This window comes from Pseudoalteromonas sp. CH_XMU1449-3, from assembly GCF_037027245.1.
Taxonomy (GTDB): Bacteria; Pseudomonadota; Gammaproteobacteria; order Enterobacterales; family Alteromonadaceae; genus Pseudoalteromonas; species Pseudoalteromonas shioyasakiensis.
The window spans coordinates 27,853-50,364 of the sequence record NZ_JAYMDY010000001.1 but is presented as its reverse complement, the minus strand read 5'-3'; the positions used below and the strand labels follow the sequence as shown (position 1 = coordinate 50,364).

The following is a 22,512-nucleotide window of genomic DNA, read 5'->3' as shown; positions in this document are numbered from 1 at the left end:
ATAAATAACAATTACTATGACAACTTAATACTACCAAAGAGTCTTTAGTCTTTACTTAATCCGGGACGATCATATCGCTTGCGCGCTTTATTGTATAATTTTTTTGACCAACAAAGCGGCGTAGACTGTTAATTTACGCCCTATCTTCAAACTAACACACTGAAAAAAATATAAAATAGCCTGTACATTTTGCTACATAGGTTTTCAGTTGTTAGTTATTCTTTTTGGTTATTAAAATATACAACACGATTTTCTAGGCCAAAAAAAAGGGCCCGAAGGCCCTTTGTCACATAACATACTTAGGGAGTACTTAGCCTCGTTTTACGCGGCGACGAACACCTGCAAAACCAGCTAATAGAACAGTTAACCAAGCAAGTGAACCACTTGATGATTTCGCTTTTTCTTCAGGAACAACGGTTGTCTCTTGTGCCGTTACCGTCACTGCTACACCTAGCTCCATCGGTTCAACACCATCACTTACCGTTACAGTAAACTGATGCTCACCAGCCGTTAAACCTGATACTTCAGTGATTGCTGATGTTGGACTTGCGATTGTACCTGGGCCTTCCCATGAGAAAGTTAACTCATCGTTATCTAAATCATGTGATGCTGATGCATCTAGGGTAATAACGCTGCCCTCAGTCACTTGTTGAGCACTCGCCTCAACGGCAACGACTGGTGCATCGTTAACTGCTTCAACCGTTAACATAAAGGTTGTACTTGCAGCATCTGATGGGTATTCAATATCAGATACCATTACAGTTACTTCGGTCTCACCAGAGAAGTTATCATTTGGTGTAATCGTTACTGTATCGCCATCAACTTCATAGGTTACGTCGTCAGAAATTACCGAGATTTCATTCTTCGAGTTCTTTTCATCAATGTGATGAACATCAAAGCTAATCGGTGTTTCTTCTGTTGTTACCATGTCATCAAGCGCTACCACTGTGATGTTGCCAGGAATGGCCAGTGTTGCTGTTGAAGTCATGTCATTCAGACCAGAGATTGCTGCTTTAGCTACAACTTCAAGTGTTTGACCTGCTGCAGACGGCGTAACTTCAGCCCAAGCAGTCACTTCAAATTGTGATGACTCTGGACCTACATAGTCCATACACACCACGTAACCATCGCTGATAACTTCATCTAGATTGTTATAAGCGATTTGGATACCACGGTAGTTTTCAAGTGGACCATATTGATACTGTGCACCACGGAAACCTTGCAGGCCAATACTACCGGCAGGACGTGTAGACCCATAGTCTAGGTTATCGTATGCATAGTAAATTTCATGCTCACCTTTACCAAAGCGTGTATTTGCATTAAACAACACTTGGAAGTCAAATGAGTTATCACGTTTAGTGTAAGTGTATTTGCCCGTTGTACGGTCATATACAGGGTTATCGTAGTCTGATGCATTATCCCACTCAATAATACCCCAGCCAGTTGAAGTACTTGCTAGTGAAATACCTTCATTTGACGATAAGCCAACTGACATTACAGAGCGTAATAAGCCATTATCAGTGAACTCCCAGCCACGCCATAATGGACCCATGTTCTCATATGGGAATGAGTTATAAGGGAACGGGTTATGTACTGGGTAGAAGTAACGGCTACCATTAGTATTTACTGTACCCATACCACGAATTTGAATAATCGAGTTTTGGATATTAGTATTTTCAGCATTGTTATAAAGGCTAAATGTGTCATATGCGCCATTATAGAAACTTGCGATTGGTAATGAATAACCACTGCGAGAGTTATAAAGGTTGTTCTCATCGAAACCAGATAGAATTGGCGTGATACCAAACTCTGATAAATCGACATAACCACCTGGGTTAGAGTTACCAAAATCAGGCGTACGACACATTTCATCAGTGATGTTATCTGTCACGATATAATCAGGTTCAACATCACGAGTATCCGCTTGTGTGCCTGTTACAATCACTTTACCGTCAGCAATTTCAACGTTGATTTCTGATGCTGTTGAAACCATGACATTTTCTGCTTTGATATCCAAACCTGCAGGGATATCAAGCTCTAGTGAGAACTCACGGTCTACACCTGAGTTATTCGCTAACACTTCAAATGTGTATGGCACCATATCACCCACTTTTGCACCTGTGTATGGCGCATCAAGGTGTGCAACATCATTGCCACGGTTAAGCTTAAATGGAATAGAACCTAGGTTGCCATGGTTCACAGCCGATGTACCTACATCTAATAATGAGTAGTACACGCTATCGGCATCAAGGTCCATGTCCCAGTCGACTGTCATTTCAACAGTATTTTGACCATCACTTCCTGGCAGACTTGCAGTCATACCTGATGCAACTTGGTCTGACACAACCGCTGTAGCAAGCTCAAAGGTTTCTTCAACTGCATCAACAGACGATTGATTCGTATTATAAGCTACAACCCAATACTCACCTTCTTCAGGGTTGTTTATATTACAGAAGTTTTTATAAATCTTATGGTTAGATACACATAAAATTTCATCTTGTGGCTGAACAATACCATCACCGTTGTAGTCTTTACCTACGTATAAAATAGGGTTACCTACGTTCAAGGTGCCTTCAAGTTCTGACTCAACACCGACTGTTTCAGCAATAAAACGTTTAGAATTAGCTGGCACAGTAACAAACTTAGTAAATGTTGCTTCATCTAAAATATCTGCCGCATCTACATCATCAGTGCGATTCATAGCCCAAGGGAAAGTACGGTCATCGTCTTTTGGTAAAGTTACCGTAGTGATATCTGCTTTAACTGGCTCATATGCACGAGCTACAGGTGCTTCAACGCTAGGTAATACAATACCTTTAGCAACATAAGTCCCTTCATTTGAATGAGCTGTCGTCTCTAATGATGATGGTAAGTTACCACGATCATATTTAAACGCCACAGGCCAATGCGCATCAGGGATATCTGCTTCTTCAGCTTGGAAAACAAGGTTTGTATGCAACTCAACTTCAGAGTTACTGAACCAATCTTGAGTATCCATGATTGATGCTTTAACAATGATTGTTTGTGTTTCACCTTTTTTCAGTGTGAAAGTTTTCGGGAAGATATCGATGTTCACACCATTTTGTGCTGTTTGTGTGTTTACATCAAATGCCCAGTTTTCAACATCTTCGTGGCTTACAGTCCAAGTACCATCTTCTGTTGCTTTAATTGTACGAACCCACTGACATTCAGGTGCACATGAGAAATTAACAAGGTTTGGTAAGTTAAGTTTATGTGGCGTACCACCATTGTATGGATCAGCAGCTAAGAAGTTATCAGCGCTTTCATCCATTACAAAACCCGCTTTAGCAGCAAGAGCAACATTGATACGACCTGCGCCAGAGCGATAGATTTTCGCATCAGCTACAACATCACTTTCGCTGTTTAAACGGTGATATTTAACCACGTTTTCAGCAGTCATTGATAATGCAGATTGAATTTCAGCTGCGGTCCACTCAGGGTGAATTTGACGTAGTAACGCCATAGAACCTGCAACATGCGGTGATGCCATCGATGTGCCGCTAATTGCAGCGTAATCTTGACCATGCGGAGTCACAAACGGATGCTCATCAGAGTAAGCCGCGTAAATATCAACACCTGGAGCTGCAAGCGTTGGAGCAAGTACTTCAACATTAGAATAAGACGGGCCTCGTGATGAGAATGTCGCTAACCAATCAGCATCTTCAGCATCAACACGACGTTCAATCACTGTTGGCTTAATAGTGATCATGTGACCAAGTTCTGAGTAGCTATCTACCCAATCTTCTAAGCCATCTTCTGGATAAACACCATTCCATTGGTCATAAGTAAAGTGAACACCTGGTAATGAATAACCTTCTGCTACAGTACCTTGGTCTCTGTTGCGGTTAAACATGATGAAACCATCTGCACCACCGGCTTTTACGTGATCAACTTTTGCAGTACGCGCATTGGCTGCTGAATCGTTTGGATCGTGACGTTGACAGATAACAATAACATTGGTGCTACCATCAGCCGCACCTGCGATTTCAGTACCATCTTTGTAGAAGTTGAAGGTATTTTCTGGGTAATCTGCCGTACAGTAACCGTTGTAATCTTTAAAACCATTGACGTCTTCATAGTCTTTAGCCCAAACAACAACACCGGTAATTTCTTCGCTGTTAATTGAACCACCAACAAGGCCAGTTTCAGACCAACTAGGTACTTCTGAACCCAGAGTTTCGTCAGCAAAGCCAGCAAACTCAACGGCAGTTTCAACTGCTACAGTACGACCATGCGTTGTTGCTGCAACTTGTGCAAGCCAAGGCGATGAATTATCTAAATAACCAAAACACTCAGCCGCGCCACATGCTTGACCACTGTTACCTGCTGCCGCGGCAACGTTAATGCCCGCTTCACGCGCTGCTAAGAATGCAAGTTGTACTGGATCGGCCCACACATTTGAATCGGCTCCACCTATTGAGAAGTTGATTACATCAACACCATCAGAAATTGCATCTTCAATACCGGCTACGAGCGCTTCGCCAGGACAGCCTGCGTATTCGTCACTTGATGGGTAACATACTTGATAAGCAATGATATTGGCGTGCGGTGCAACACCTGAGATTTCAGGGAATAAACCTTCTTTTAAGATATTACCATCGGTGTTTTCACCAAAGCTCGGAAGCATAAACGGTACATCTTTAACGACGTTACCAGCTGCTGTTGAAGCAACGTGCGAACCGTGACCTTGGTAATCTTCACCAATTGCAGGCCAGCCTGGGATCATGGCATCAAACGCATCCGTGATCACATCATAAGAACGCACACCGATTAATTTATTGTTACATTGGATTTCTTCAGGCTCTTCAACACAGTCACCTACATAAACACCTGCACCGAACGGGTTTTCATGCTCGTAACCATCGCCGCCAACAGCTGCAAATGAAGGGTGATCTGAGTTAATACCGGTATCGATGATACCAACGATTTGGCCTTCACCTTTACCCTTGATACCACTAGGAACGCTTGAGCCATCCCAAATTTGATCCGCACCGATATGCTTAGGGCCTTCATCAGAAAGAAGATCATAGTTTTTCGAACGCATTACAGAAACAACAGCACCAAGCTCTGCAACGCGCATCGCTTCTTGCTCAGTCATTTTTACAGAGAAACCATTTAATGCTTTAGTGAATTGACGACGCATCTCAGTACGACCAGTCACCGCTGTCACGTTTTGCATTACAGTACGTTGTTTTGAAAGTAGTTTATTTTGATACTCAGTTACGGCAGAGACCGCTGCTTGACCTTTTTCAAATACTTTTGAAACGCCTTGTGCTTGAAGTGTTTGTGATAATGGCGAGGTTAAATCGCGGGCTTCAAGTGCCACTGAGTTATCACGTAAACGAATAATATAAATATGTTCACCATCAATGCCTTCTTCAGCAAATTTATTTGCTTTGCTATTTAGCTGAACATTTAGACCATCGTTTTGTAGCATGTTGCTAGAGTCACCTTGGTTAAACTCTTTGCTAAACGCTTTTACTTCTTCAAATGTGATATTAGGTGCTTTTAATTGGTGTTTAACTTGATTGTTATCTACACCCACTGCATGAGCAGCACTGGCACTATAGAGAGCTGCGGCAACAGCAATCGAGAGTGTTTTCACTTGCATAAAGTATCCCCTGGATAGTTAGTTAGAGTAATTATTCAAGCTACGTGAAAATCCATTTCACTGCTTGCGACTACAATATAACCACAAGAGGTTTTAAAAATGTCGTACATTCGTGTAGCGTTTTGTACACACTGTTAACATTAAAGTTACTACAGAAGCATCAATATTTCGTTTTTTCTTACAATATTACTGAATATAAAAGAAAAGTGGCGCTTAATACTTAGCTGATGTTGAAGGATTTAGTTGTCTTGGTGAACGCTCAGTGCAATCTGGTGGCTACAGCCCGACTGAGATAAATAGTATAGCTATTGAGCAACTAAAACTTGAAGTAGTAAATAGAGGTGGCAATGGCTACTGGATTGAAAGCTGTAAAGACTTTACCAGTGACTAAAGGTAAGACATATAGTTATTGAGGACGATTTCGCTTTATTTATTACTAAGCAGGCACTTTTAACAGCTACAGCTAAAAACAAAAAACCGAGCATAGAGCTCGGTTTTTGGAAGTTTTATCACGATTATGCTTGTGGATAATCGCGGTATGCACGCTCAATTTTTTTCGCTTGCTTTTTAGACACACCAAGGTGTGCTAGTGCAACACGTAAACGAGCACGTGATAAGTCAGAACCTAAAATTTCCATCGCATCAAGTACTGAAGTTGAAGATGTCTTACCTGTGATAGCCACAAAAATTGGCTCAAGGAAGTCTTTAATCTTCAATTCATGGAAAGTCGCCACTTCTTTTGCGATAGCAAAAATCGCTGGCTTTTCCCAACTGCGTAAACCTTCTAATTGCCAGATGAAGAACTGTAATGCTTGACGGATTACATCTTCATCAGCTTTACCTGCTGTTAATAGAGCAGGATCATAGCTTGGAATACCACCGACAAAGTGACCGGCAAGGTCAACCATATCAGAAAGCGTATTAATACGCGTTTTTGCTTCTGGTAATACTTTAGCGAATAGCTCAGTATTAAACTTCCAATCAACAAAACGTTGCATTAGTTCAGCATCAGATAAGTTTTCACGGATCCACATACCGTTTAACCAGCTAAGCTTATCGATGTCGAAAATAGGGCCACCAAGCGACACACGTTTCATATCAAAGTGTTCAATCATCTCTGCTAACGTGAACTTTTCACGCTCATCAGGCATTGACCAACCCATACGGCCTAAATAGTTTAATAGTGCCTCTGGTAGGTAACCCATTTCTTTGTAGTAGTTGATTGAAGTTGGGTTTTTACGCTTCGATAATTTTGACTTATCTGGGTTACGAAGTAACGGTAAGTGGCCTAGTACTGGCGCTTCCCAACCGAAATCTTCATATAACTTTAATAGCTTAGGCGCTGAATTGATCCACTCTTCACCACGGAAAATGTGGCTAATTTGCATGTGATGATCATCAACAACGTTGGCAAGGAAGTAAGTTGGGAAACCGTCAGCTTTAAGTAGCACTTGCATGTCTACATTTTCCCATGGGATCTCAATTTCGCCACGTAGATAATCGTTAAACTTGAACGTGCCTTCGCTTGGGATCTTCATACGGATTACGTAAGGCTTACCCGCTTCAAGATTTGCTTTAATTTCATCTTCAGAAAGATTTAAACCACGACCATCGTATTTAGGGCGTAGGCCTTCGGCCATTTGCTCTTCACGCATTTGGTCTAGTTCTTCGCTCGTAGCAAAACAGTAAAAAGCTTTACCCTGTTCAACTAACTGATGCGCAAATTTCTTATATAAATCGCTACGCTCAGATTGACGGTATGGACCAAACTCACCGCCTACATCTGGACCGTGATCCCAGTTTAAGCCTAACCATTGTAAGCTATCCATAATAGCTTGCTCTGATTCTGGCGTACTACGAACTTGGTCTGTATCTTCAATACGTAACACAAACTCACCGCCTTGCTGCTTAGCAAAACAGTAGTTAAATAATGCGATGTATGCAGTACCTAGGTGCGGGTCACCAGTCGGTGACGGAGCAACACGGGTGCGAATTGTCATGGTTATATCTCTCAAAAGACAATTAAAAATTTGCCCAAATGCTAGCACAGCACGGGCTATAATCGAAGTGAAAAGCCGCTTTATGCAGCGACTTTATCTAAATAAGCAATGATATCGTTTGATTCATACAACCAAGTTACTTGGCCGTTTTCTTCAATACGTAAACAAGGCACTTTCACTTTGCCGCCCTGCTCTAATAGCTCTTGGCGAAATTGCTCGTTACCTTTAGCGTCACGGGTTTCAACTGATAGACCTTGGCGTTTAATAGCACGACGTACCTTCACGCAAAATGGACAGGCTTTAAATTGATAAAGCTTAAATTGTGACGTCACTGAGTCAAGCGCTGCTTGCTCTGCTGCCGGACGCTTTTTACTGCGTGGTGTGAATACAAAATCAAAAAACAAAATGATGCGGCCTAACAACCAACGAACAAACTTCATTTTACCTTCTCATGTGGCTCTAAAAATAGTGGGCAATTTTAACACAGCTAAGCGCGCTGCAACACCTTAAAACAGCTCTATAGAATCATCTTGAGGTTTGATTTGTTGAATATCTAACTCTGAATAGGCAGTGACACAATTACGACCACTGTTTTTAGAATGGTACAAGGCCTGATCGGCTTTTTGGACTAGGCTGGCAACCATTTCAAACTCGTAAATTGGCATAAAACCACTACTCACAGTTAAGTTACCAACTTGAGGAAAGGGGTATTCTGCCACACAGCCTCGAAAACGATTTAGGGCATTACGTGCATCGAGTTCGTCACTTGCTTGAAATAACACAGTAAACTCTTCGCCGCCGTAGCGAAAAACGTAATCTTCAATTCGAAAATTATTTTTTAATAGCTGCGCTACTAACAAGATCACTTCGTCGCCAATAACGTGTCCATAGTTGTCATTTACGCTTTTAAAATGGTCAATATCGACCATCGCCAAATACCAATGACGTTGCTTTGACTCATGGCTTTCATGATCTACAGCGGCATCGGCTGCAATTTCAATCACCTTTTTATCAAAGGTTTGCCTGTTTAAAAGCTCTGTTAAAGGGTCAAGTTGCGACTTATAAAGTAACGACAGTTGATTCGCATAGATATTTAGCATGTAGATGGCGAGCATGCTACAGCGCTCTGAGAGCTCTTTTTCAGACTCAATGACCAGTACACCAACCACATTGCCCATGTAATAAATGGGCACATAAGTAGAAATAAAACCGTAGTTGCGACTGATGCGAATTTTATTGCGGCTGACTTTTTCGATGAGCTCATTGACTTCGTGCTCACTGAGCTCTTCGATAACCGAATCTTTATTTAGAAGCCTTGCAGGCAGGCCAGGTTTAAAAAACTTATTGATGTAAATAGCAAAACGAGAAAACTCATCTAATTCACTAACGGCATTAATGAGCGCCTGATCGAGCTCAGGCTCTTCTTCTTGTTGGGTGATTTCTACAACCCAGTCATGTCCGCAAGCGTTAGCCGCCATCTAAAAAGTCCCCAAAACCGCTTATTACTTTAGTTTAGTTAACTTTATCAGAATTACTAAAAAACTATAACAAAATCATATCATCTCGGTGAATTACTTCGCTGCTTGGTGCAAATGCAAGCAACTGGGTAATTTGCGACGAATGACAGCCTTTAATTTGATCTATTTCTTGATGGTTAAAATTAACAAGGCCTTTGGCTATACATTGCCCTTGACACGTCACTACTTCAATCACATCACCGCGTTCAAATTGCCCTCGCACAGTTTTTACGCCTTTTGCCAGTAAGCTTGCACCACGCTCTTTAAGTGCAAGGCTTGCGCCATCATCAATCACTAATTGCCCCGTGCTTTTAGGTCCTGCAAGTAGCCATTTTTTGCGGCCATCTTTTGGTGCGGTGAGTTTTAAAAAGCGTGTACCAGGGAGCTTGTCGGCCATGCAATTTAAAATCACATTTTTACCTGCCCCTTTGGCAATAATGACCTCAACACCAGCGCGACGTGCAATATCGGCTGCTTGCAGTTTGGTTGCCATACCACCGGTACCTAGGGTAGTGCCACTGCCACCAGCGAGCTCTCTTAGCTCATCATTAATATGCTCAACTTCGTTGATAAGTGTCGCATTGGCATCAGAGCGAGGATCGCCTGTAAATAGGCCTTCTTGGTCAGTTAACAGTAACAGCTTTTCTGCATTCGCTAATATCGCGACTAAAGCAGATAAGTTATCGTTATCACCTACTTTAATTTCGGCGGTTGCCACGGCGTCGTTTTCGTTAATAATTGGTACTACATTGTGCGCAAGTAGCGCATTTAAGGTATCGCGGGCATTTAAGTAACGTTCACGGTCTTCTACATCGGCGCGGGTCAGTAGCATTTGTCCAACATTCACACCATACAAAGCAAACAGACTCTGCCAAATATGAATAAGCTGTCCTTGGCCGATTGCGGCAAGCATTTGTTTTTCAATCAAAGAACGACCACAGGGGGTAATGAGTTGCTCGCGACCTGCAGCAACCGCGCCGCTTGATACTAAAACAACCTGATAACCCTGTTTTTTTAATTCACAACATTGGCGAACAAGTTCAACCATGTGTGCTTTATCTAATTTGTCGGTACCGCCTGTCAGCACGCTTGTGCCCAGCTTTACAACAACGACGTGTGGCCTTTGCATTTGATTCTTATATTCTGTAATTAAAATTGAAAGTTTATACCCAAGCTACCTCAAGATGCAGAATTCAGCGTTTCACAGGTACTTAATATCAAGGCGTTACTTTGCAAGAATGGCAGTCCCTTTTAAGAAGTAACAACGATGAGAGTAAGTGCCTGTGAAGCGCCCAAAGGGTTGGTTTAAAAGCGATTTATACTGCGTTATTGATTTTAACAATAGAACCACTATTACTTGCAATCAATGCCTTGCCTAAATCGCTTTTAATTCCAACTGAAACTCGCATATTGAGGTAGTTTGGGTATATATATACCAGCTAACAATTTTTGAACAAGTTAAAAAAATTCATGCTAGGATCGCGCTCTCGTTTTTTTACTCAATAGCGACACCTATGCCAGCCAGTTTATGCTTAATTATTGCGACCTTTTTATGGGGTAGCTCTTACATTGCTTTAAAGCATGCAATCAATGTTTATGACCCTGTGTTAGTGATTTTTTTAAGAATGCTAACCACGTTATTGATTAGCTTATGTTTATGGCGCTATATAATCCGCTTTGAGTTTAAACAAGGTGACTGGAAGTACTTAATTGGTATGTCACTGGCCGAGCCTTGCTTTTATTATTTATTTGAAGGGCATGCTCTTGAATACACTTCGGCATCGCAAGCTGGGGTAATAGTCTCTTGTTTACCTATTATCGTCGCTATTTTGGCGTTCTTAATATTAAAAGAGTACATCAGTAAAGCCATCGTCGTTGGTTTTACCTTGTGTATTGGTGGCAGTATTTTATTAACGCTATTATCACCAAGCACTGAGCAAGCCCCTAACCCACTGCTTGGTAACTTTTTAGAGTTGATGGCGATGGTGTGCGCGGCGTTTTATACCGTGAGCGTAAAACACCTAGTAGCTCGTTACTCACCACTTACTTTAATTGCAATTCAAGGGTTTAGCGGTAGCTTATTCTTTGCGCCTTTTTTATTTTTCATTGAACTACCCAGCGAAAATCAGCACGACTTAAGTGCCTTACTGAGCATTTTATATTTAGGCTCATGTGTCACTTTAGGCGGCTATGGCATGTACAACTACGCCATTAGTAAGGTGTCGGTATTAACTGCTGCTGCTTATTCAAACCTCATTCCAATTTTTGCGTTAATTTTGTCAGCTATTTTACTTGGCGAAGTACTCACACTATGGCAATGGGTGAGTATTGCAGTGGTATTCGCCGGTGTTATTGTTAGTCAACGTCATCAAGAGCTGAAAGTTGACGTAGACGACGATAATTTATCAGCCGACACCAATAGCCTAAACTCTGTCCCTGAAGCTAACGAGTCAAAAGGGTAACAGGTTAATAAATAAAGGCCTGATTGTGCTAAAAAGCCCTGTTCGCTTTGATGAATAACATCAATGCTACGAACTTGATAGTGCTCAATCTGGCCACTTTGCAACTGCATACTGAACTGCTCACCCACTGCGACATGTTTTAGAAATGCAAAGTGGGTGTCGTTATGGCCAGCTATTAACACCCCTTTTGAGCTGCCAAGTTCACCGCTTGGCAAAAAATGCCCGGGGGCAAACGCGAGGTTTCGCCCCGATGCACCAGCAAGCACAGTCAATTCTTGCTGCTGGCTTGGCCAATTTATGTGTGCAGTGACATAACCATCGGCGTAAAACCAAGGCCTTACTTGCTCATTAGGACTTTGCAAAGCTTGCTGCCAAGCAGACTCAATCAATGCCTGTGCCAGCCACGCTTTCGCCTGCATATATCCACCATTAACAAATAGTGCGATACCAAGTAAGGCGCTGCATAATGGCAGCGCTTTTTTTAGCGTCGCCATTGCCATAACCATGAGAATGTAAGCAGCAACAACCCAAGTAGCATAAACACTCGACTTTGTCCGTCGGTTTGTGGCAGTGTCATGCCGTTAGGAAGCTTGTTTCGTACTTGCATTGAACGCTCTGCAATCTCATTACCCGCGTAGTTATCAACTGCAATAAAGGCCGTAAAAGGGCTAAGTAAATGATGCTGAAGTGCTAATGCTTCGACTTCTGCGCGTACCGCCTGTTTTTCGTTATAAAGCAGCAATGACTTAATTTTTTGTCTGGCCCAGAGTCTAGCGATACCTTCGCCGTGTGCAGCATTGGCAGTTGCTAAATTAATCGTCATTGGCCCTGTGTTTGTCTGCCCCTTTAATGTTAAGTGCTGACTGCCATCAAGCTTCACAGCAACCAAAACCGGCTCTGAAAAATACAAGTCAGGTAATGGCGATGGCCAATACTCAAGGGCTGCTTTGTCGCCTTCAAGAGCAAGCTCAGTAACTGCTGGATGCGCCAGCTTATCAAAAAGTAGCTGCATTTTTGGCTGTACTTGGCTGGTGCTACTTATAAAAGTAAATGTACCACGACCAATGTCAGCAGCTCTGGTCATAAAAAAGCTATTAGGCGCGCTACCAATACCGATGGTAAAGAGTCGGCTGTCACCTAAATCTGTTTGAATTTGTTTAAATAGCTGCGTTTCGTTACCCACACTGCCATCGGTTAAAAACACCACTTGGCGTACAAAGCCATCATGCTGTTTACCATCAAGTACCTGAGTCAGTGCTTTTGCGATTTCAGTGCCGCCATCAGCTTGTAAGCCATAAATAAAGCGCTCTGCACGGCGAATGTTAAAGTCATTGGCAATCATTGGCGCGTCACTTAATACCGACACTTCGTTGTCAAAGCCGATGATGTTAAAACTGTCATTTTCATCCAATAACGATAGAGCATAAAACAAGGCTTGTTTAGCCTGCTCCATTGATTGACCATGCATTGAGCCGGAGGTATCAACAACAAACACCATTTCACGAGGCAGACGGGCTTGCGAGGTAAAGTGGTCGCTTGGCGGTACTAACATCAGTAAACCATATTCTTGCCCTGCTACTGTTTCGGTAAAAAATGCAGCCTGAGAGTGAGCTTTATCAAGGGGTTTAAATGTCAGCTCAAAATCTCTATCCATTGGAACATCACGATTAAGTGATAATTGATAGCGACCAAAACTTGGATTATCGATTTGCATGCCCGCTAAATTAGCGCTGATATCACTGAGTTCAAGGCCAATATCCATCGCAATTGCAAGGTTTAGGCTCGCATCAGACTCTTGGCTTTGTGTACGATGAAAAACAGGCTTTAGCCACGCTGATGCCACTTGAGCTGTGTTAGCTGTTGCGTCGTTCTGTTGTTCAGTGCCTTTTGTTTCTAGATTCGCTTTTTGCTGTAGTTCTGCTGTTAAAGGTTCGTAGCGCGGCGTAATAGTGGTTGGAAAACGCAGTGAAAACACACCATCTCGAAAACCGATTATCTCTTGGTATTGCAAGGTAATTTCAATCTCTTCCCCTGCTCCAAGGTTTGCCACATCAGTAGAGAAAATATTCGCACGTTGCTGACGAACTAAAGCGGCGCGTTTACCCTGTTTTTGAGCTTGCTCAAATTGCTGTTCAGCCTGCTGTTTAAGGGCAATGTTACCGGTGATAATGCGCTCACCAATTTGCATTTGCATGGCATGAACTGCACTTTCATCAGGTAACGGAAACACATAGCGTGCATTAACCGCAAACGGGTGCGGGTTTTGATAACGTTGTTTAACAACAACATGATTAATAAGCCCAGTGAGCGTCATAGTGACATCGTTTTTCACTAATAAGCCCGACGACACTTGGCTATTTGAATCATCATAAAAACGCAGTTCGGCACTGGAATTGGCTGCAAATGCAGGGTTAATTGCATAGCCTAATAAGAGGATAAAAAGGCTCCCAAAAAGGAGCCTTTTGGTACGGTTACTCAACATAATATGTCACTCCATCGACCGATGAATTAGTGGTTACTTTGTGCTGTACGTAAGCTGCTTTGTGACACGGGGCGTGTCGTTAAGGTTACGCGGCGGTCAAACACGTTGTCTTCGTAATTATTTGAATCGGCAACACTTTGCTGCTCACCAAAGGCAGTAGCGGTTAAGCGCGTATGAGGTACACCTTGTTTAATTAAGTAGCTTTGCACTGCATTTACACGCTGTTTTGAAAGCATTAAATTAGCCAATTCATCACCACGCTGATCTGCAAAGCCATTTAAGTCGATAGCCAAATTTGGCTGGGCAATCAATAACTGTGCGACTTTGTCGAGTTGATTAGCAAAGTGTGGGGCAATTTCGCTAGAGCCGGTTTTAAACTGTACCGTCATCGCCAATAAGGTGTTCAATTGGGCTTGTAGTAACTGCTCTTTTTCGTCAGCTAATAATTCAAGCTGCTCACTTAGTGCTGCGTTATCGGCAATCACTTGTTGGTAATCAGCGGTTTGCTCCTTCATTACAACTAATGCGTGAGCTTGTTCATCAATGGTGTTGTCTGCCGCTTCTTTTTCGCCAATTAAGCCACCAGCAAACGCGCCAATAAATGCCCCTACTGGGCCGCCGACTATGCCACCAACAACTGCGCCAGCACCTAAGCCAATGGCTGTTTCTTTTGGTGTTTCTTGTTTACTTTGACTCGCAGCATCTGCAAAAGGGGCTACAGATACAGCAGATGTGATAACAGCGGCAATAATTAATTTTTTCATGGTTTAATCCTTTTTCTACTTAATTGCTTGGCAACATTGGTTGGTGTTGCGAACTTGGTATGGAGCTATTAAAACAAGTCGAAATGGCAATAAAGGGGATCAAAAAAGGCAAACTGCTGAGCAATTGTGGCAGAAAAATGGCAATCGCGTTTTTGCCAGTACGTAAGGCAAAAAATTAGGTATAGTTCGCTATAGAAAGAATTTAAGTAAGTATTAACAATGAAGAAAATAGCAATCGTTGAAGATGAAACAGCAATCCGCGAAAACTACACAGAAATGCTCAGCGCTCAGGGCTATCAGGTTGTAGGCTTTGCTGACAGAGCGAGTGCTGAACTGGCATTTAGTCAATCTTTACCCGATTTAGCCATTGTTGATATTGGCCTTGGCCATGAAGTGGATGGTGGTTTTTTACTTTGCCAAACATTACGAAGTCTATCTAAAACCTTACCGATTATATTTTTAACCGCCCGCGATAGCGAAATTGATACCGTATGTGGCCTGCGCATGGGTGCTGACGATTACTTAACCAAAGACATCAGTATGGCGCATCTTGCTGCTCGCATTGGTGCCTTGTTTAGACGCCTTGATGCCTTTGATCAACCCGCCGATCAAACCGCTCTTTTGCATCGCGGCCCGTTAAAGTTAGATACTCAGCGCATGCAAGTTTTTTGGCAAGAGCAACTGGTTGATTTAACTGTGACAGAATTTTGGATGGTACATTCGCTTGCACAGCGCCCTGGCCATGTAAAAAGCCGCAACGAATTAATGAGTGATGCCAAGATTTATGTTGATGACAGCACTATTACTTCACACGTAAAACGCATTCGTAAAAAATTTATTGCTTTAGATGGTGCATTTGACTGCATTGATACCGTTTACGGTATGGGTTATCGCTGGGAGCAAGCTTAATGCTGCGTTTGGGGCTTAGAACTAAGTTTATTTTCTTATCCTGCTTTTTATTTTTATTGCCTTGGCTTGGCTATGAATATGTTTGGGAAATGGAAAAGTTCTTAAGGCAAGGGCAAGAAAAAACCTTAGTGGGCACCACCCGCGCACTTGCAACAGCATTACATGAGCGCCCTGCTTTGTTTGACTCGCAAACCAACTTTTTAGATCAAGTTGTAAAAGGCCGAGATTTATATGCCTATAATCTAAATAACCCGATTCAACTTGATGGTAAATTGTCGGAGTGGCAGCCTTATCAAAGCTTATTTTGGCATTATGACAAGCGCTACTTACAAGGGCTAAGCAATGAGCATCAAGAAAGTGATCTAAGTTTTGATCACATGGTAGGCAAGTACGAAAACTACCTTTATGCGGCATTTAAAGTCACTGACAGCTCACTGGTGTATCGTGCTAAAAATGTGCTTAGCTTTACCCGTAATGATCACTTACAGATCATGTTAAAAACACCAGAAGGTGAATTTAAAAGTTATGTGGTGGCCGCCCGTCAAGATGGCTGGGTTAATGCCTTTGATGCCACAACACAAGAGCCTGTCACTAAAATCCAAGGCTATTTTAAAAGCACCGACACGGGCTACAACATAGAGCTGCGTTTTCCGCTTTCGATGCTAGGTAATAAGCTTGGTTTTGCGATTGAAGATTGGGATGAAGACAAAGTTGAGCCTCAGCTTATGTCGACCTCAAACCTACAAAACCCCAATGATATCGGCTCTGTTTTAGTACCTTCGCCAGAAATTAACCGTATTTTGAAAGGCATGGGCCACAGTGGCAGCCGAATTTGGGTCGTCGATAACCATCATCGTGTACTTGCGCAATCAGGCTCAATTCATCATGCCGATGGCGTTTGGGCAGACGGCTTAAAAGAGGAGCCTGCAACAACCTGGTGGCAACGCTTTGAGCAAGATTACTTACACCCACTTTACTATAAAATTTTAACTCGCCCAGAAAATGAATTTATTGATACCTTACATGATGTCGCAGCGATGCAAGGTACTCACATAGCCAGTGCTTTAAATGGGAAACCTGCATCATCATGGCGCTTAACTCCAGATAACAAAGCCGTTATTTTATCGGCGGCCTACCCTATTTGGATCCAAGACAAAGTCATTGGTGCAGTAATCGCAGAAGAAACCACCAATGGCGTGCGCACCCTACGTAATAAATCGTTAGAGAAGCTCTTTAATGTCATTTTAGCAGTGATGCTTGTAGGCACTGTGACGCTATTCTTTTTTGCTTCAAGAATTTCCAGCCGTATTCGCCGCTTACGTGACAACGCCGAGCAAGCCATTGATGCCCAAGGGCGGATCACCGGCAAAATTACTTATGCCGATTCGAATGACGAAATTGGCGACCTTTCTCGCAGCTTTGCCAACATTGTTAGCCGTTTAAGTGGTTATACTGATTACTTAGAAAATATGTCATCACGACTCTCCCATGAACTTCGTACGCCCGTGGCTGTTGTGCGCTCATCGCTTGAAAATTTACAAATGCAGCCGCAATCTGAACTGAGTCAAAAATACCTCGACCGTGCCAGTGAAGGGGTTGAGCGGTTAGGTAAAATTATTACCACCATGAGTGAAGCAACGCGCCTTGAACAAAGTATTCAAAGCGCCGAGGCAGAAGAGTTTGACCTGACCAAGGTGATCACCGGCTGCATGCAGGGCTATCAAATAACCTATGGTGAAAGCCTATTTACCTTGTCGCTTTGTAAAGAGCCGTTAAATGTTAGTGGCGCACCAGAATTTATTGCCCAATTACTCGATAAGCTCATCAACAACGCACTTGAGTTTAAAACCTCGCAAAGCACAATTTCAGTCAGCTTAACCAAGCAAGAGCACCATGCATTATTAACAATTAGCAACCAAGGACCTTTGCTCCCTGACGGTTTAGTTGAACACATTTTCGACTCAATGGTCTCGGTGAGAAGTCAGCAACATCAGCAGCAGCCACACTTGGGTTTAGGTCTTTATATTGTAAGGCTTATTTGCGATTACCATCACGGTAAAGTATTGGCAGAAAATTTAGATGATGGCACAGGTGTTGTGTTTACTGTGGAGTTGCCTATTAAATAAGCATATTTGCGTTACATATGATTACAGTTTAATGACTGGGTATTCACCGATAATTCAGATTACAGGACGTAATATTTGTAATACAAAAGGCAAATTATTCTTTGGAGGGCATCATGCGATCTGGATTACAACGTGAAGAGATTGAGTTCATTATGGGGCTATTTAGCTATAATGAAGCAACCGATAAACCAGCGGCTCCAAAAAAGCAGCCTGTAAAAGCTGACACAAAAAAAGTTGATACAGCGCAATATAAAGCAAACTACAAAGCAACTTATTTGACCTAGCTAAGGGTAGCTCATTACAATGGCGCACCTTTGGAATATAACGCCTTGTAATGAAAAAACACTCACCTAAAAAAGAACTGATTTTACTGCCCGTTTTATTCGTGGCTATTTTACTTTGTGTTGCAGGTCACTTCCTACTCCAGCCCAACTACCAAGACAGCCATACCGTTGAGTATTTACTCGCTGCACTGCCATTTGCTTTGTTTGGATTGGTGATTATCGCCTTTAAAGTTGCCAGTAAAAACGATAACCAAGAATAGCTTATACCAATTCGCTTAATTAAGTGGTCTATTTTGAGGCAAGAAAACCTCGTTGATAGCAAGGCAAACATTTCGTTATTTAGTTGTGCTCGGCAATTGCTCCTGCATTGCTCTACCTTCTGCATCCATGCAGTCGTAAATCAGAAATTTTTAACGCAGCTAGCGACAGGTTTAATCCCTCAAAATGATTAAGTATTATTGCGGATTGGTATTACAGAACGTAATAGCCAAACCAATCGGGCTTCATTGCTTGTGCTTGCCCGCTTGGCGTTAATTTGATTGATAAGTTGCTATCTAACAAATCAATCGCAAAACAATCGTCTACATCGTGTAAGTCATCTTTATGAAGATGAGTCATTCCCGCCAATAAAGACTCTTTAGCGCGTTGCTTTGCTTCTTCACTGCTACGCGCAACGTACAATGCAAAATCATGTTGCTCCGCAAGACTATCAGCTCGGTAAGCACCTAAATTCACAAAATACAGTTTTTCGGCTTGGTGATGCGCAGTATCAACCACTTCGACCTGATAGCCATCGATGTGCTGAATTCGCATGTAGCTATCCATATGCACATTGTTTTTATCACCCACCCATTGTGCTTTTAGTTTTGAGTAGGTTTGTTCAATGTTATCACCTACGACAAATCGAACGTCGTGCATTTCAATGTGGCAACCTTGAATACGACCGCCCAGATAGACTAAAAAAAGCGCCATGTTTTTCCTTATATTAAGCTTTCAACATTAATGTTGTGCTTTTTGATTAATTTATAAAAATCTGAGCGATTACGTTTCGCAAGCTTTGCGGCTTCGGCAACATTACCCGCTGACATTTTCAGCGTATTAATTAAATAGTCTCGCTCAAATTCTTTTTTTGCATCATTTAACGAAAGTGGCTCAGCAATACTAACATTACTATTTAATGCACTCTCAACTAACTGAGCAGCAATCACTTTACCAGGTGTAAGGGCTACTACCTGCTCTATCACATTTTGTAATTGACGGATATTACCCGGCCAGTCATAGCGCACCAAAGCATGCATTGCATCATTGGCAAACTGCTTTTGATCTTGCCCCATACGTTTAGCAATTAGACCTGCAAAATGCTGTGCTAGCAAACTGATATCTTCTCGGCGTTCACAAAGCGGAGGCAGTTTTAAGTTCACCACGTTTAATCGGTAGTATAAATCTTCACGGAACTGCTGATTATTGATTGCCTCAGGGAGGTTCTTATGAGTCGCCGACACCACCCGCACATCAATTGGGATCTCTTCTTGAAAGCCCACAGGGCGAATGGTTTTCTCTTGTAAAACCCTCAGCAGTTTTACCTGTAAATTTAGCGGCATATCACCAATCTCGTCCAGAAAAAGGGTACCACCTTGTGCTTGTTGAAACAAACCTTGATGGTCTTTGACTGCGCCTGTAAACGCGCCTTTTTTATGCCCAAACAATTCAGATTCTAAAAGCTCCCCCGGCACAGCGCCGCAGTTAATTGCCACAAATGGCCCATCACTAACATGGCTGTGTTGATGTATCGCTTGTGCAAGCAGCTCTTTACCTGTGCCGCTGGCACCGGAGATCAATACATTCACTTGCGTTGGACCAAGCAATTTAACTTGCTCAAGTAAATGCAACATCGCGCCGCTACGGGTGACAATATTGGTTTGTGTGGGTGTTTCATCGCCATGTACACCATGAATCTCGATAGCTTTAGCAAGGCTGTCGAACAGCTCATCTTTATCAACCGGTTTGGTAATAAACGCAAATATACCTTGCTTAGTCGCTTCTACTGCATCAGGTATCGAACCATGTGCTGTCATCATAATCACCGGCATTGAAGGATAACGACTTTGTAACTGGCGATGTAGAGCCATGCCGTCCATTTCATCCATTCTTAAGTCAGTGATTACCGCATCATAGGTTTGGTTTTTTAGTATTTGTAATGCCTCAATGCCACTTTCGACTGTGCTTATCAAATAGCCTTTAGACTCAATTCTAATCGCTAGTAACTTTAATAAACTCGCATCATCATCTACTAATAAAACCCGTGGTTTTGTTACTTCATTCATAGTTACTGCTCCTTGGTTTCTTCACGTAGCAGAAGTTGTTGTTCGATAGTCGCAAGCGACGATAAGGTTTTTTCCATTTCATCACTTAGCGCTTGCTTAGCTTGTTTTGCCGCTAAATTCTGTTGTAAATATTGCTTTTGTAACCATAGATACTGCTTAATATCATCTGGCCAATAAAAAGCATGGTCACTTTTTTCAAGCTGACTAAGGGCTTTTTCTGGCTCTGAAGCAGCGAGTAAGCAAATCGACTCAAACAGGCGCTTTAGCTCATTTTCGCCAACATAATTTGCTTTATCAGAGCTTGCTTTAAAGCCACCGCACTTGGCAGCATGCCAAGCTATGACTGTACTTGCAGGCGGGTATAACGGCTCACTTTTCGGCCGAGGTTTTGGATTAGGTTGTCCTTGAGATTTCACATCTGCTGTCGGCTCTACTTGCTTTGGCTCAACATGCTTTTGCGTTATCGTGCACCCTGTTATAAAAAGTGTGCCTATAACAAGCATAAAACTGGCTTTATTCGCTAAGCCCATATCAGTTAACTCCTTGGGTTAATTGAATTGGTAAAATGGCTGTAAATACACACCCTTGTGGCTCATTATCTGTAATAGAGAGCTTACCGTTTAATTGTTCAACGGTTTCTTTAACTATGGTTAAACCAAGCCCGCTGCCCATTTCAGTATGTTGTTTTGCATTCTTACCTTGGTAAAAAGCCCCAAATACAGCGGCTTTTTCAGTATCCTCTATCCCTACTCCTAAGTCGCTGACACTCAAAATTAACTGTCCCTGTTTTAAGCTTGCTTTTATTGTCACTGACTCATGTTCCGGCGAAAACTTTAACGCATTTGAGGTAAGCTGAATAAGCACCATTTCAAGTAGCTCAATAGAAATAAACAAGGCTTTATTTGGTAACTCGTTCACCCATACAATGGATAAATCACGCGCTGATAATCGGTGCTCAAAATGACGCTCAATTTTATTCATCATCAAGTTAAAATTAAGCTCGCTTAGGCTTTGCTTACTCGTGCGAATAGCGTTGTAACTCAGTAGGCTTTCAATCATGGCTCTGAGCCGCACCATACTTTGTGTTATTAACTCAAGAACGGCTTGTTGCTCGCTATTGATTGGGCCAACAATTTCATCTGCAAGTAAGTCTGTGCCTTCAACCATCGAAGCAAGGGGGGTTTTTAATTCATGTGTCACATGGCGTAAAAATGTATCTTTTTGCTGCTCAAGCATATGCAACTGCGCTTGAACCCACTCAAGTTTATTACCTAATTCAACTAACTCTGACGAGCCGCGAACTTGAATTTTTTGCTGCCAATGGCCTTGCCCTAGTTTATCAATCACATGTGTAAGCTCCCTGAGCCGTCCGCTGATCCGCCAAAGAAACCCGCCTCCAACCAATAACGTGAGAGGAATTAACGCAACTAACCAATTAATAAATGAAGTTTGGAGTGCTTTTAATTGCTGCTGATTTTTTGTGATGCGTAATTCATTTTGCTCTTTGAGCCAATTTGTTTGCTCACTGATAAGCTTGCTGGCAGGAGCAAATAACTCACCGTCTTGCTTTTGCTCTATCAACAAGTGCTGTTGTGCAAATTGTAATACCTCAGCCAGTTGCCGCCACTGTGAGACATAATCAGCGGTTGGGCTTAAAAATATAAGCTCATCAATACTTTGCAGTGAAGATTGCCACTTATTGGCAATCAAGCTATCGAGGGATTCACTTTTAAGCACCCAATTTTGTCGAGTTGCCCTTTCTAAGCTATTTAAGTCTTGTTTGAGGTTATTAAATGCTTTAGTGATTTCGTAATTGTCACCGACGATTTCTTGAGTCACCGCTAGCTGCTTATTAAGCGCATTTAAAAATAAAATCACCACCAAAGATAACGGTAGTAAAGACAGCAAAATACTACAGACGAACTGGCCAATAAGACTAGGTCGCCAATTGAGTAACTGTTTTATTTTTATCGCTACTGTATTTTGCATATTCACTCTCAACATAATTGCAG

The 22,512-nt window shown here is 42.2% G+C and carries 18 protein-coding genes; 6 read left to right on the top strand and 12 right to left on the bottom strand.

The genetic code is table 11. The features are described 5' to 3' along the window. Positions 1-310 precede the first annotated feature (310 nt). On the bottom strand, positions 311-5,632 hold the full coding sequence (locus tag WA256_RS00225; protein ID WP_335988130.1) for a S8 family serine peptidase: 5,322 nt from the start codon (positions 5,630-5,632) through the stop codon (positions 311-313). 262 nt (positions 5,633-5,894) lie between these two features. Here WA256_RS00225 and WA256_RS00220 point away from each other — a divergent pair, with 262 nt between their 5' ends. Further along, on the top strand, positions 5,895-6,023 hold the full coding sequence (locus WA256_RS00220; RefSeq protein ID WP_269407463.1) for a hypothetical protein: 129 nt from the start codon (positions 5,895-5,897) through the stop codon (positions 6,021-6,023). A gap of 124 nt (positions 6,024-6,147) precedes the next feature. On the opposite strand, the gene gltX is transcribed toward WA256_RS00220, so the two are convergent. The 4 genes from gltX to proB all read right to left on the bottom strand — a co-directional run bounded on the left by gltX (position 6,148) and on the right by proB (position 10,278). Then, complete coding sequence (gene gltX, locus WA256_RS00215) at positions 6,148-7,632, bottom strand: glutamate--tRNA ligase (RefSeq protein WP_054551203.1); 1,485 nt, start codon at positions 7,630-7,632, stop codon at positions 6,148-6,150. An 80-nt stretch (positions 7,633-7,712) separates the two neighbouring features. Beyond that, positions 7,713-8,072 (bottom strand): glutathione S-transferase N-terminal domain-containing protein, encoded by a 360-nt coding sequence (locus WA256_RS00210; RefSeq protein WP_054560852.1) that lies wholly within the window; start codon positions 8,070-8,072, stop codon positions 7,713-7,715. 66 nt (positions 8,073-8,138) lie between these two features. Beyond that, entirely contained in the window at positions 8,139-9,110 is a 972-nt protein-coding gene (locus WA256_RS00205) for a GGDEF domain-containing protein (protein WP_058585731.1), read from the bottom strand. Positions 9,111-9,174: 64 nt separating this feature from the next. Further along, on the bottom strand, positions 9,175-10,278 hold the full coding sequence (gene proB / locus WA256_RS00200; RefSeq protein ID WP_054560854.1) for a glutamate 5-kinase: 1,104 nt from the start codon (positions 10,276-10,278) through the stop codon (positions 9,175-9,177). A gap of 385 nt (positions 10,279-10,663) precedes the next feature. On the opposite strand from proB, the gene WA256_RS00195 reads away from it, so the two are divergent. Next, complete coding sequence (locus tag WA256_RS00195; RefSeq protein WP_335988120.1) at positions 10,664-11,611, top strand: DMT family transporter; 948 nt, start codon at positions 10,664-10,666, stop codon at positions 11,609-11,611. Here the strand turns inward: WA256_RS00195 and WA256_RS00190 are convergent. Genes WA256_RS00190 through pdsO form a run of 3 tightly spaced genes read right to left on the bottom strand, consistent with a single transcriptional unit; the run spans position 11,518 to position 14,857 of the window. Beyond that, a complete protein-coding gene (locus WA256_RS00190; protein ID WP_119852359.1) occupies positions 11,518-12,105 on the bottom strand; it encodes a class GN sortase in 588 nt (195 codons plus the stop codon). The genes WA256_RS00195 and WA256_RS00190 overlap by 94 nt on opposite strands. Then, positions 12,093-14,093: a marine proteobacterial sortase target protein gene (locus tag WA256_RS00185; protein ID WP_335988116.1), complete on the bottom strand. Its 2,001-nt coding sequence runs from the start codon at positions 14,091-14,093 to the stop codon at positions 12,093-12,095. The genes WA256_RS00190 and WA256_RS00185 overlap by 13 nt, the downstream gene beginning before the upstream one ends. A 26-nt stretch (positions 14,094-14,119) precedes the next feature. After that, positions 14,120-14,857 carry a sortase-associated OmpA-like protein PdsO gene (gene pdsO / locus WA256_RS00180; protein ID WP_054560857.1) on the bottom strand — a complete coding sequence of 246 codons (738 nt, stop codon included), beginning with the start codon at positions 14,855-14,857 and terminating at the stop codon, positions 14,120-14,122. 219 nt (positions 14,858-15,076) lie between these two features. On the opposite strand from pdsO, the gene pdsR reads away from it, so the two are divergent. The 4 genes from pdsR (at position 15,077) to WA256_RS00160 (ending at position 18,436) form a co-directional block, all read left to right on the top strand. Then, the gene (gene pdsR / locus WA256_RS00175) at positions 15,077-15,766 is read left to right on the top strand and encodes a proteobacterial dedicated sortase system response regulator (RefSeq protein WP_054551197.1); all 690 of its coding nucleotides are present in this window, start codon (positions 15,077-15,079) and stop codon (positions 15,764-15,766) included. After that, a complete protein-coding gene (gene pdsS, locus WA256_RS00170) occupies positions 15,766-17,892 on the top strand; it encodes a proteobacterial dedicated sortase system histidine kinase (RefSeq protein WP_335988114.1) in 2,127 nt (708 codons plus the stop codon). The genes pdsR and pdsS overlap by 1 nt, the downstream gene beginning before the upstream one ends. Positions 17,893-18,005: 113 nt before the next feature. After that, positions 18,006-18,176: a hypothetical protein gene (locus WA256_RS00165; RefSeq protein WP_156426462.1), complete on the top strand. Its 171-nt coding sequence runs from the start codon at positions 18,006-18,008 to the stop codon at positions 18,174-18,176. A 50-nt stretch (positions 18,177-18,226) separates the two neighbouring features. After that, positions 18,227-18,436 (top strand): hypothetical protein, encoded by a 210-nt coding sequence (locus tag WA256_RS00160; RefSeq protein WP_054551195.1) that lies wholly within the window; start codon positions 18,227-18,229, stop codon positions 18,434-18,436. A gap of 211 nt (positions 18,437-18,647) precedes the next feature. Here the strand turns inward: WA256_RS00160 and WA256_RS00155 are convergent, their stop codons facing one another. From WA256_RS00155 to WA256_RS00140, 4 genes are read right to left on the bottom strand one after another with little or no spacing between them, the layout of a single operon-like run. Then, positions 18,648-19,148, bottom strand: coding sequence for a DUF1543 domain-containing protein (locus tag WA256_RS00155; protein WP_105181249.1), 501 nt, complete (start codon positions 19,146-19,148; stop codon positions 18,648-18,650). Positions 19,149-19,156: 8 nt separating this feature from the next. Continuing rightward, positions 19,157-20,500: a sigma 54-interacting transcriptional regulator gene (locus tag WA256_RS00150; RefSeq protein WP_335988107.1), complete on the bottom strand. Its 1,344-nt coding sequence runs from the start codon at positions 20,498-20,500 to the stop codon at positions 19,157-19,159. Positions 20,501-20,502: 2 nt separating this feature from the next. Continuing rightward, positions 20,503-21,030 (bottom strand): hypothetical protein, encoded by a 528-nt coding sequence (locus WA256_RS00145; protein WP_335988106.1) that lies wholly within the window; start codon positions 21,028-21,030, stop codon positions 20,503-20,505. Between the two features lies 1 nt (position 21,031). Continuing rightward, positions 21,032-22,489: a HAMP domain-containing sensor histidine kinase gene (locus WA256_RS00140; RefSeq protein ID WP_304636796.1), complete on the bottom strand. Its 1,458-nt coding sequence runs from the start codon at positions 22,487-22,489 to the stop codon at positions 21,032-21,034. Positions 22,490-22,512: the final 23 nt, after the last annotated feature.

What these genes read in the sequence shown, in the direction of transcription:
- WA256_RS00225 (WP_335988130.1), bottom strand. Translation starts at nt 5,632, where the DNA reads ATGCAAGTGAAAACACTCTCGATTGCTGTTGCCGCAGCTCTCTATAGT.
- gltX (WP_054551203.1), bottom strand. Translation starts at nt 7,632, where the DNA reads ATGACAATTCGCACCCGTGTTGCTCCGTCACCGACTGGTGACCCGCAC.
- WA256_RS00210 (WP_054560852.1), bottom strand. Translation starts at nt 8,072, where the DNA reads ATGAAGTTTGTTCGTTGGTTGTTAGGCCGCATCATTTTGTTTTTTGAT.
- WA256_RS00205 (WP_058585731.1), bottom strand. Translation starts at nt 9,110, where the DNA reads ATGGCGGCTAACGCTTGCGGACATGACTGGGTTGTAGAAATCACCCAA.
- proB (WP_054560854.1), bottom strand. Translation starts at nt 10,278, where the DNA reads ATGCAAAGGCCACACGTCGTTGTTGTAAAGCTGGGCACAAGCGTGCTG.
- WA256_RS00195 (WP_335988120.1), top strand. Translation starts at nt 10,664, where the DNA reads ATGCCAGCCAGTTTATGCTTAATTATTGCGACCTTTTTATGGGGTAGC.
- WA256_RS00190 (WP_119852359.1), bottom strand. Translation starts at nt 12,105, where the DNA reads ATGGCGACGCTAAAAAAAGCGCTGCCATTATGCAGCGCCTTACTTGGT.
- WA256_RS00185 (WP_335988116.1), bottom strand. Translation starts at nt 14,093, where the DNA reads ATGTTGAGTAACCGTACCAAAAGGCTCCTTTTTGGGAGCCTTTTTATC.
- pdsO (WP_054560857.1), bottom strand. Translation starts at nt 14,857, where the DNA reads ATGAAAAAATTAATTATTGCCGCTGTTATCACATCTGCTGTATCTGTA.
- pdsR (WP_054551197.1), top strand. Translation starts at nt 15,077, where the DNA reads ATGAAGAAAATAGCAATCGTTGAAGATGAAACAGCAATCCGCGAAAAC.
- pdsS (WP_335988114.1), top strand. Translation starts at nt 15,766, where the DNA reads ATGCTGCGTTTGGGGCTTAGAACTAAGTTTATTTTCTTATCCTGCTTT.
- WA256_RS00165 (WP_156426462.1), top strand. Translation starts at nt 18,006, where the DNA reads ATGCGATCTGGATTACAACGTGAAGAGATTGAGTTCATTATGGGGCTA.
- WA256_RS00160 (WP_054551195.1), top strand. Translation starts at nt 18,227, where the DNA reads ATGAAAAAACACTCACCTAAAAAAGAACTGATTTTACTGCCCGTTTTA.
- WA256_RS00155 (WP_105181249.1), bottom strand. Translation starts at nt 19,148, where the DNA reads ATGGCGCTTTTTTTAGTCTATCTGGGCGGTCGTATTCAAGGTTGCCAC.
- WA256_RS00150 (WP_335988107.1), bottom strand. Translation starts at nt 20,500, where the DNA reads ATGAATGAAGTAACAAAACCACGGGTTTTATTAGTAGATGATGATGCG.
- WA256_RS00145 (WP_335988106.1), bottom strand. Translation starts at nt 21,030, where the DNA reads ATGGGCTTAGCGAATAAAGCCAGTTTTATGCTTGTTATAGGCACACTT.
- WA256_RS00140 (WP_304636796.1), bottom strand. Translation starts at nt 22,489, where the DNA reads ATGCAAAATACAGTAGCGATAAAAATAAAACAGTTACTCAATTGGCGA.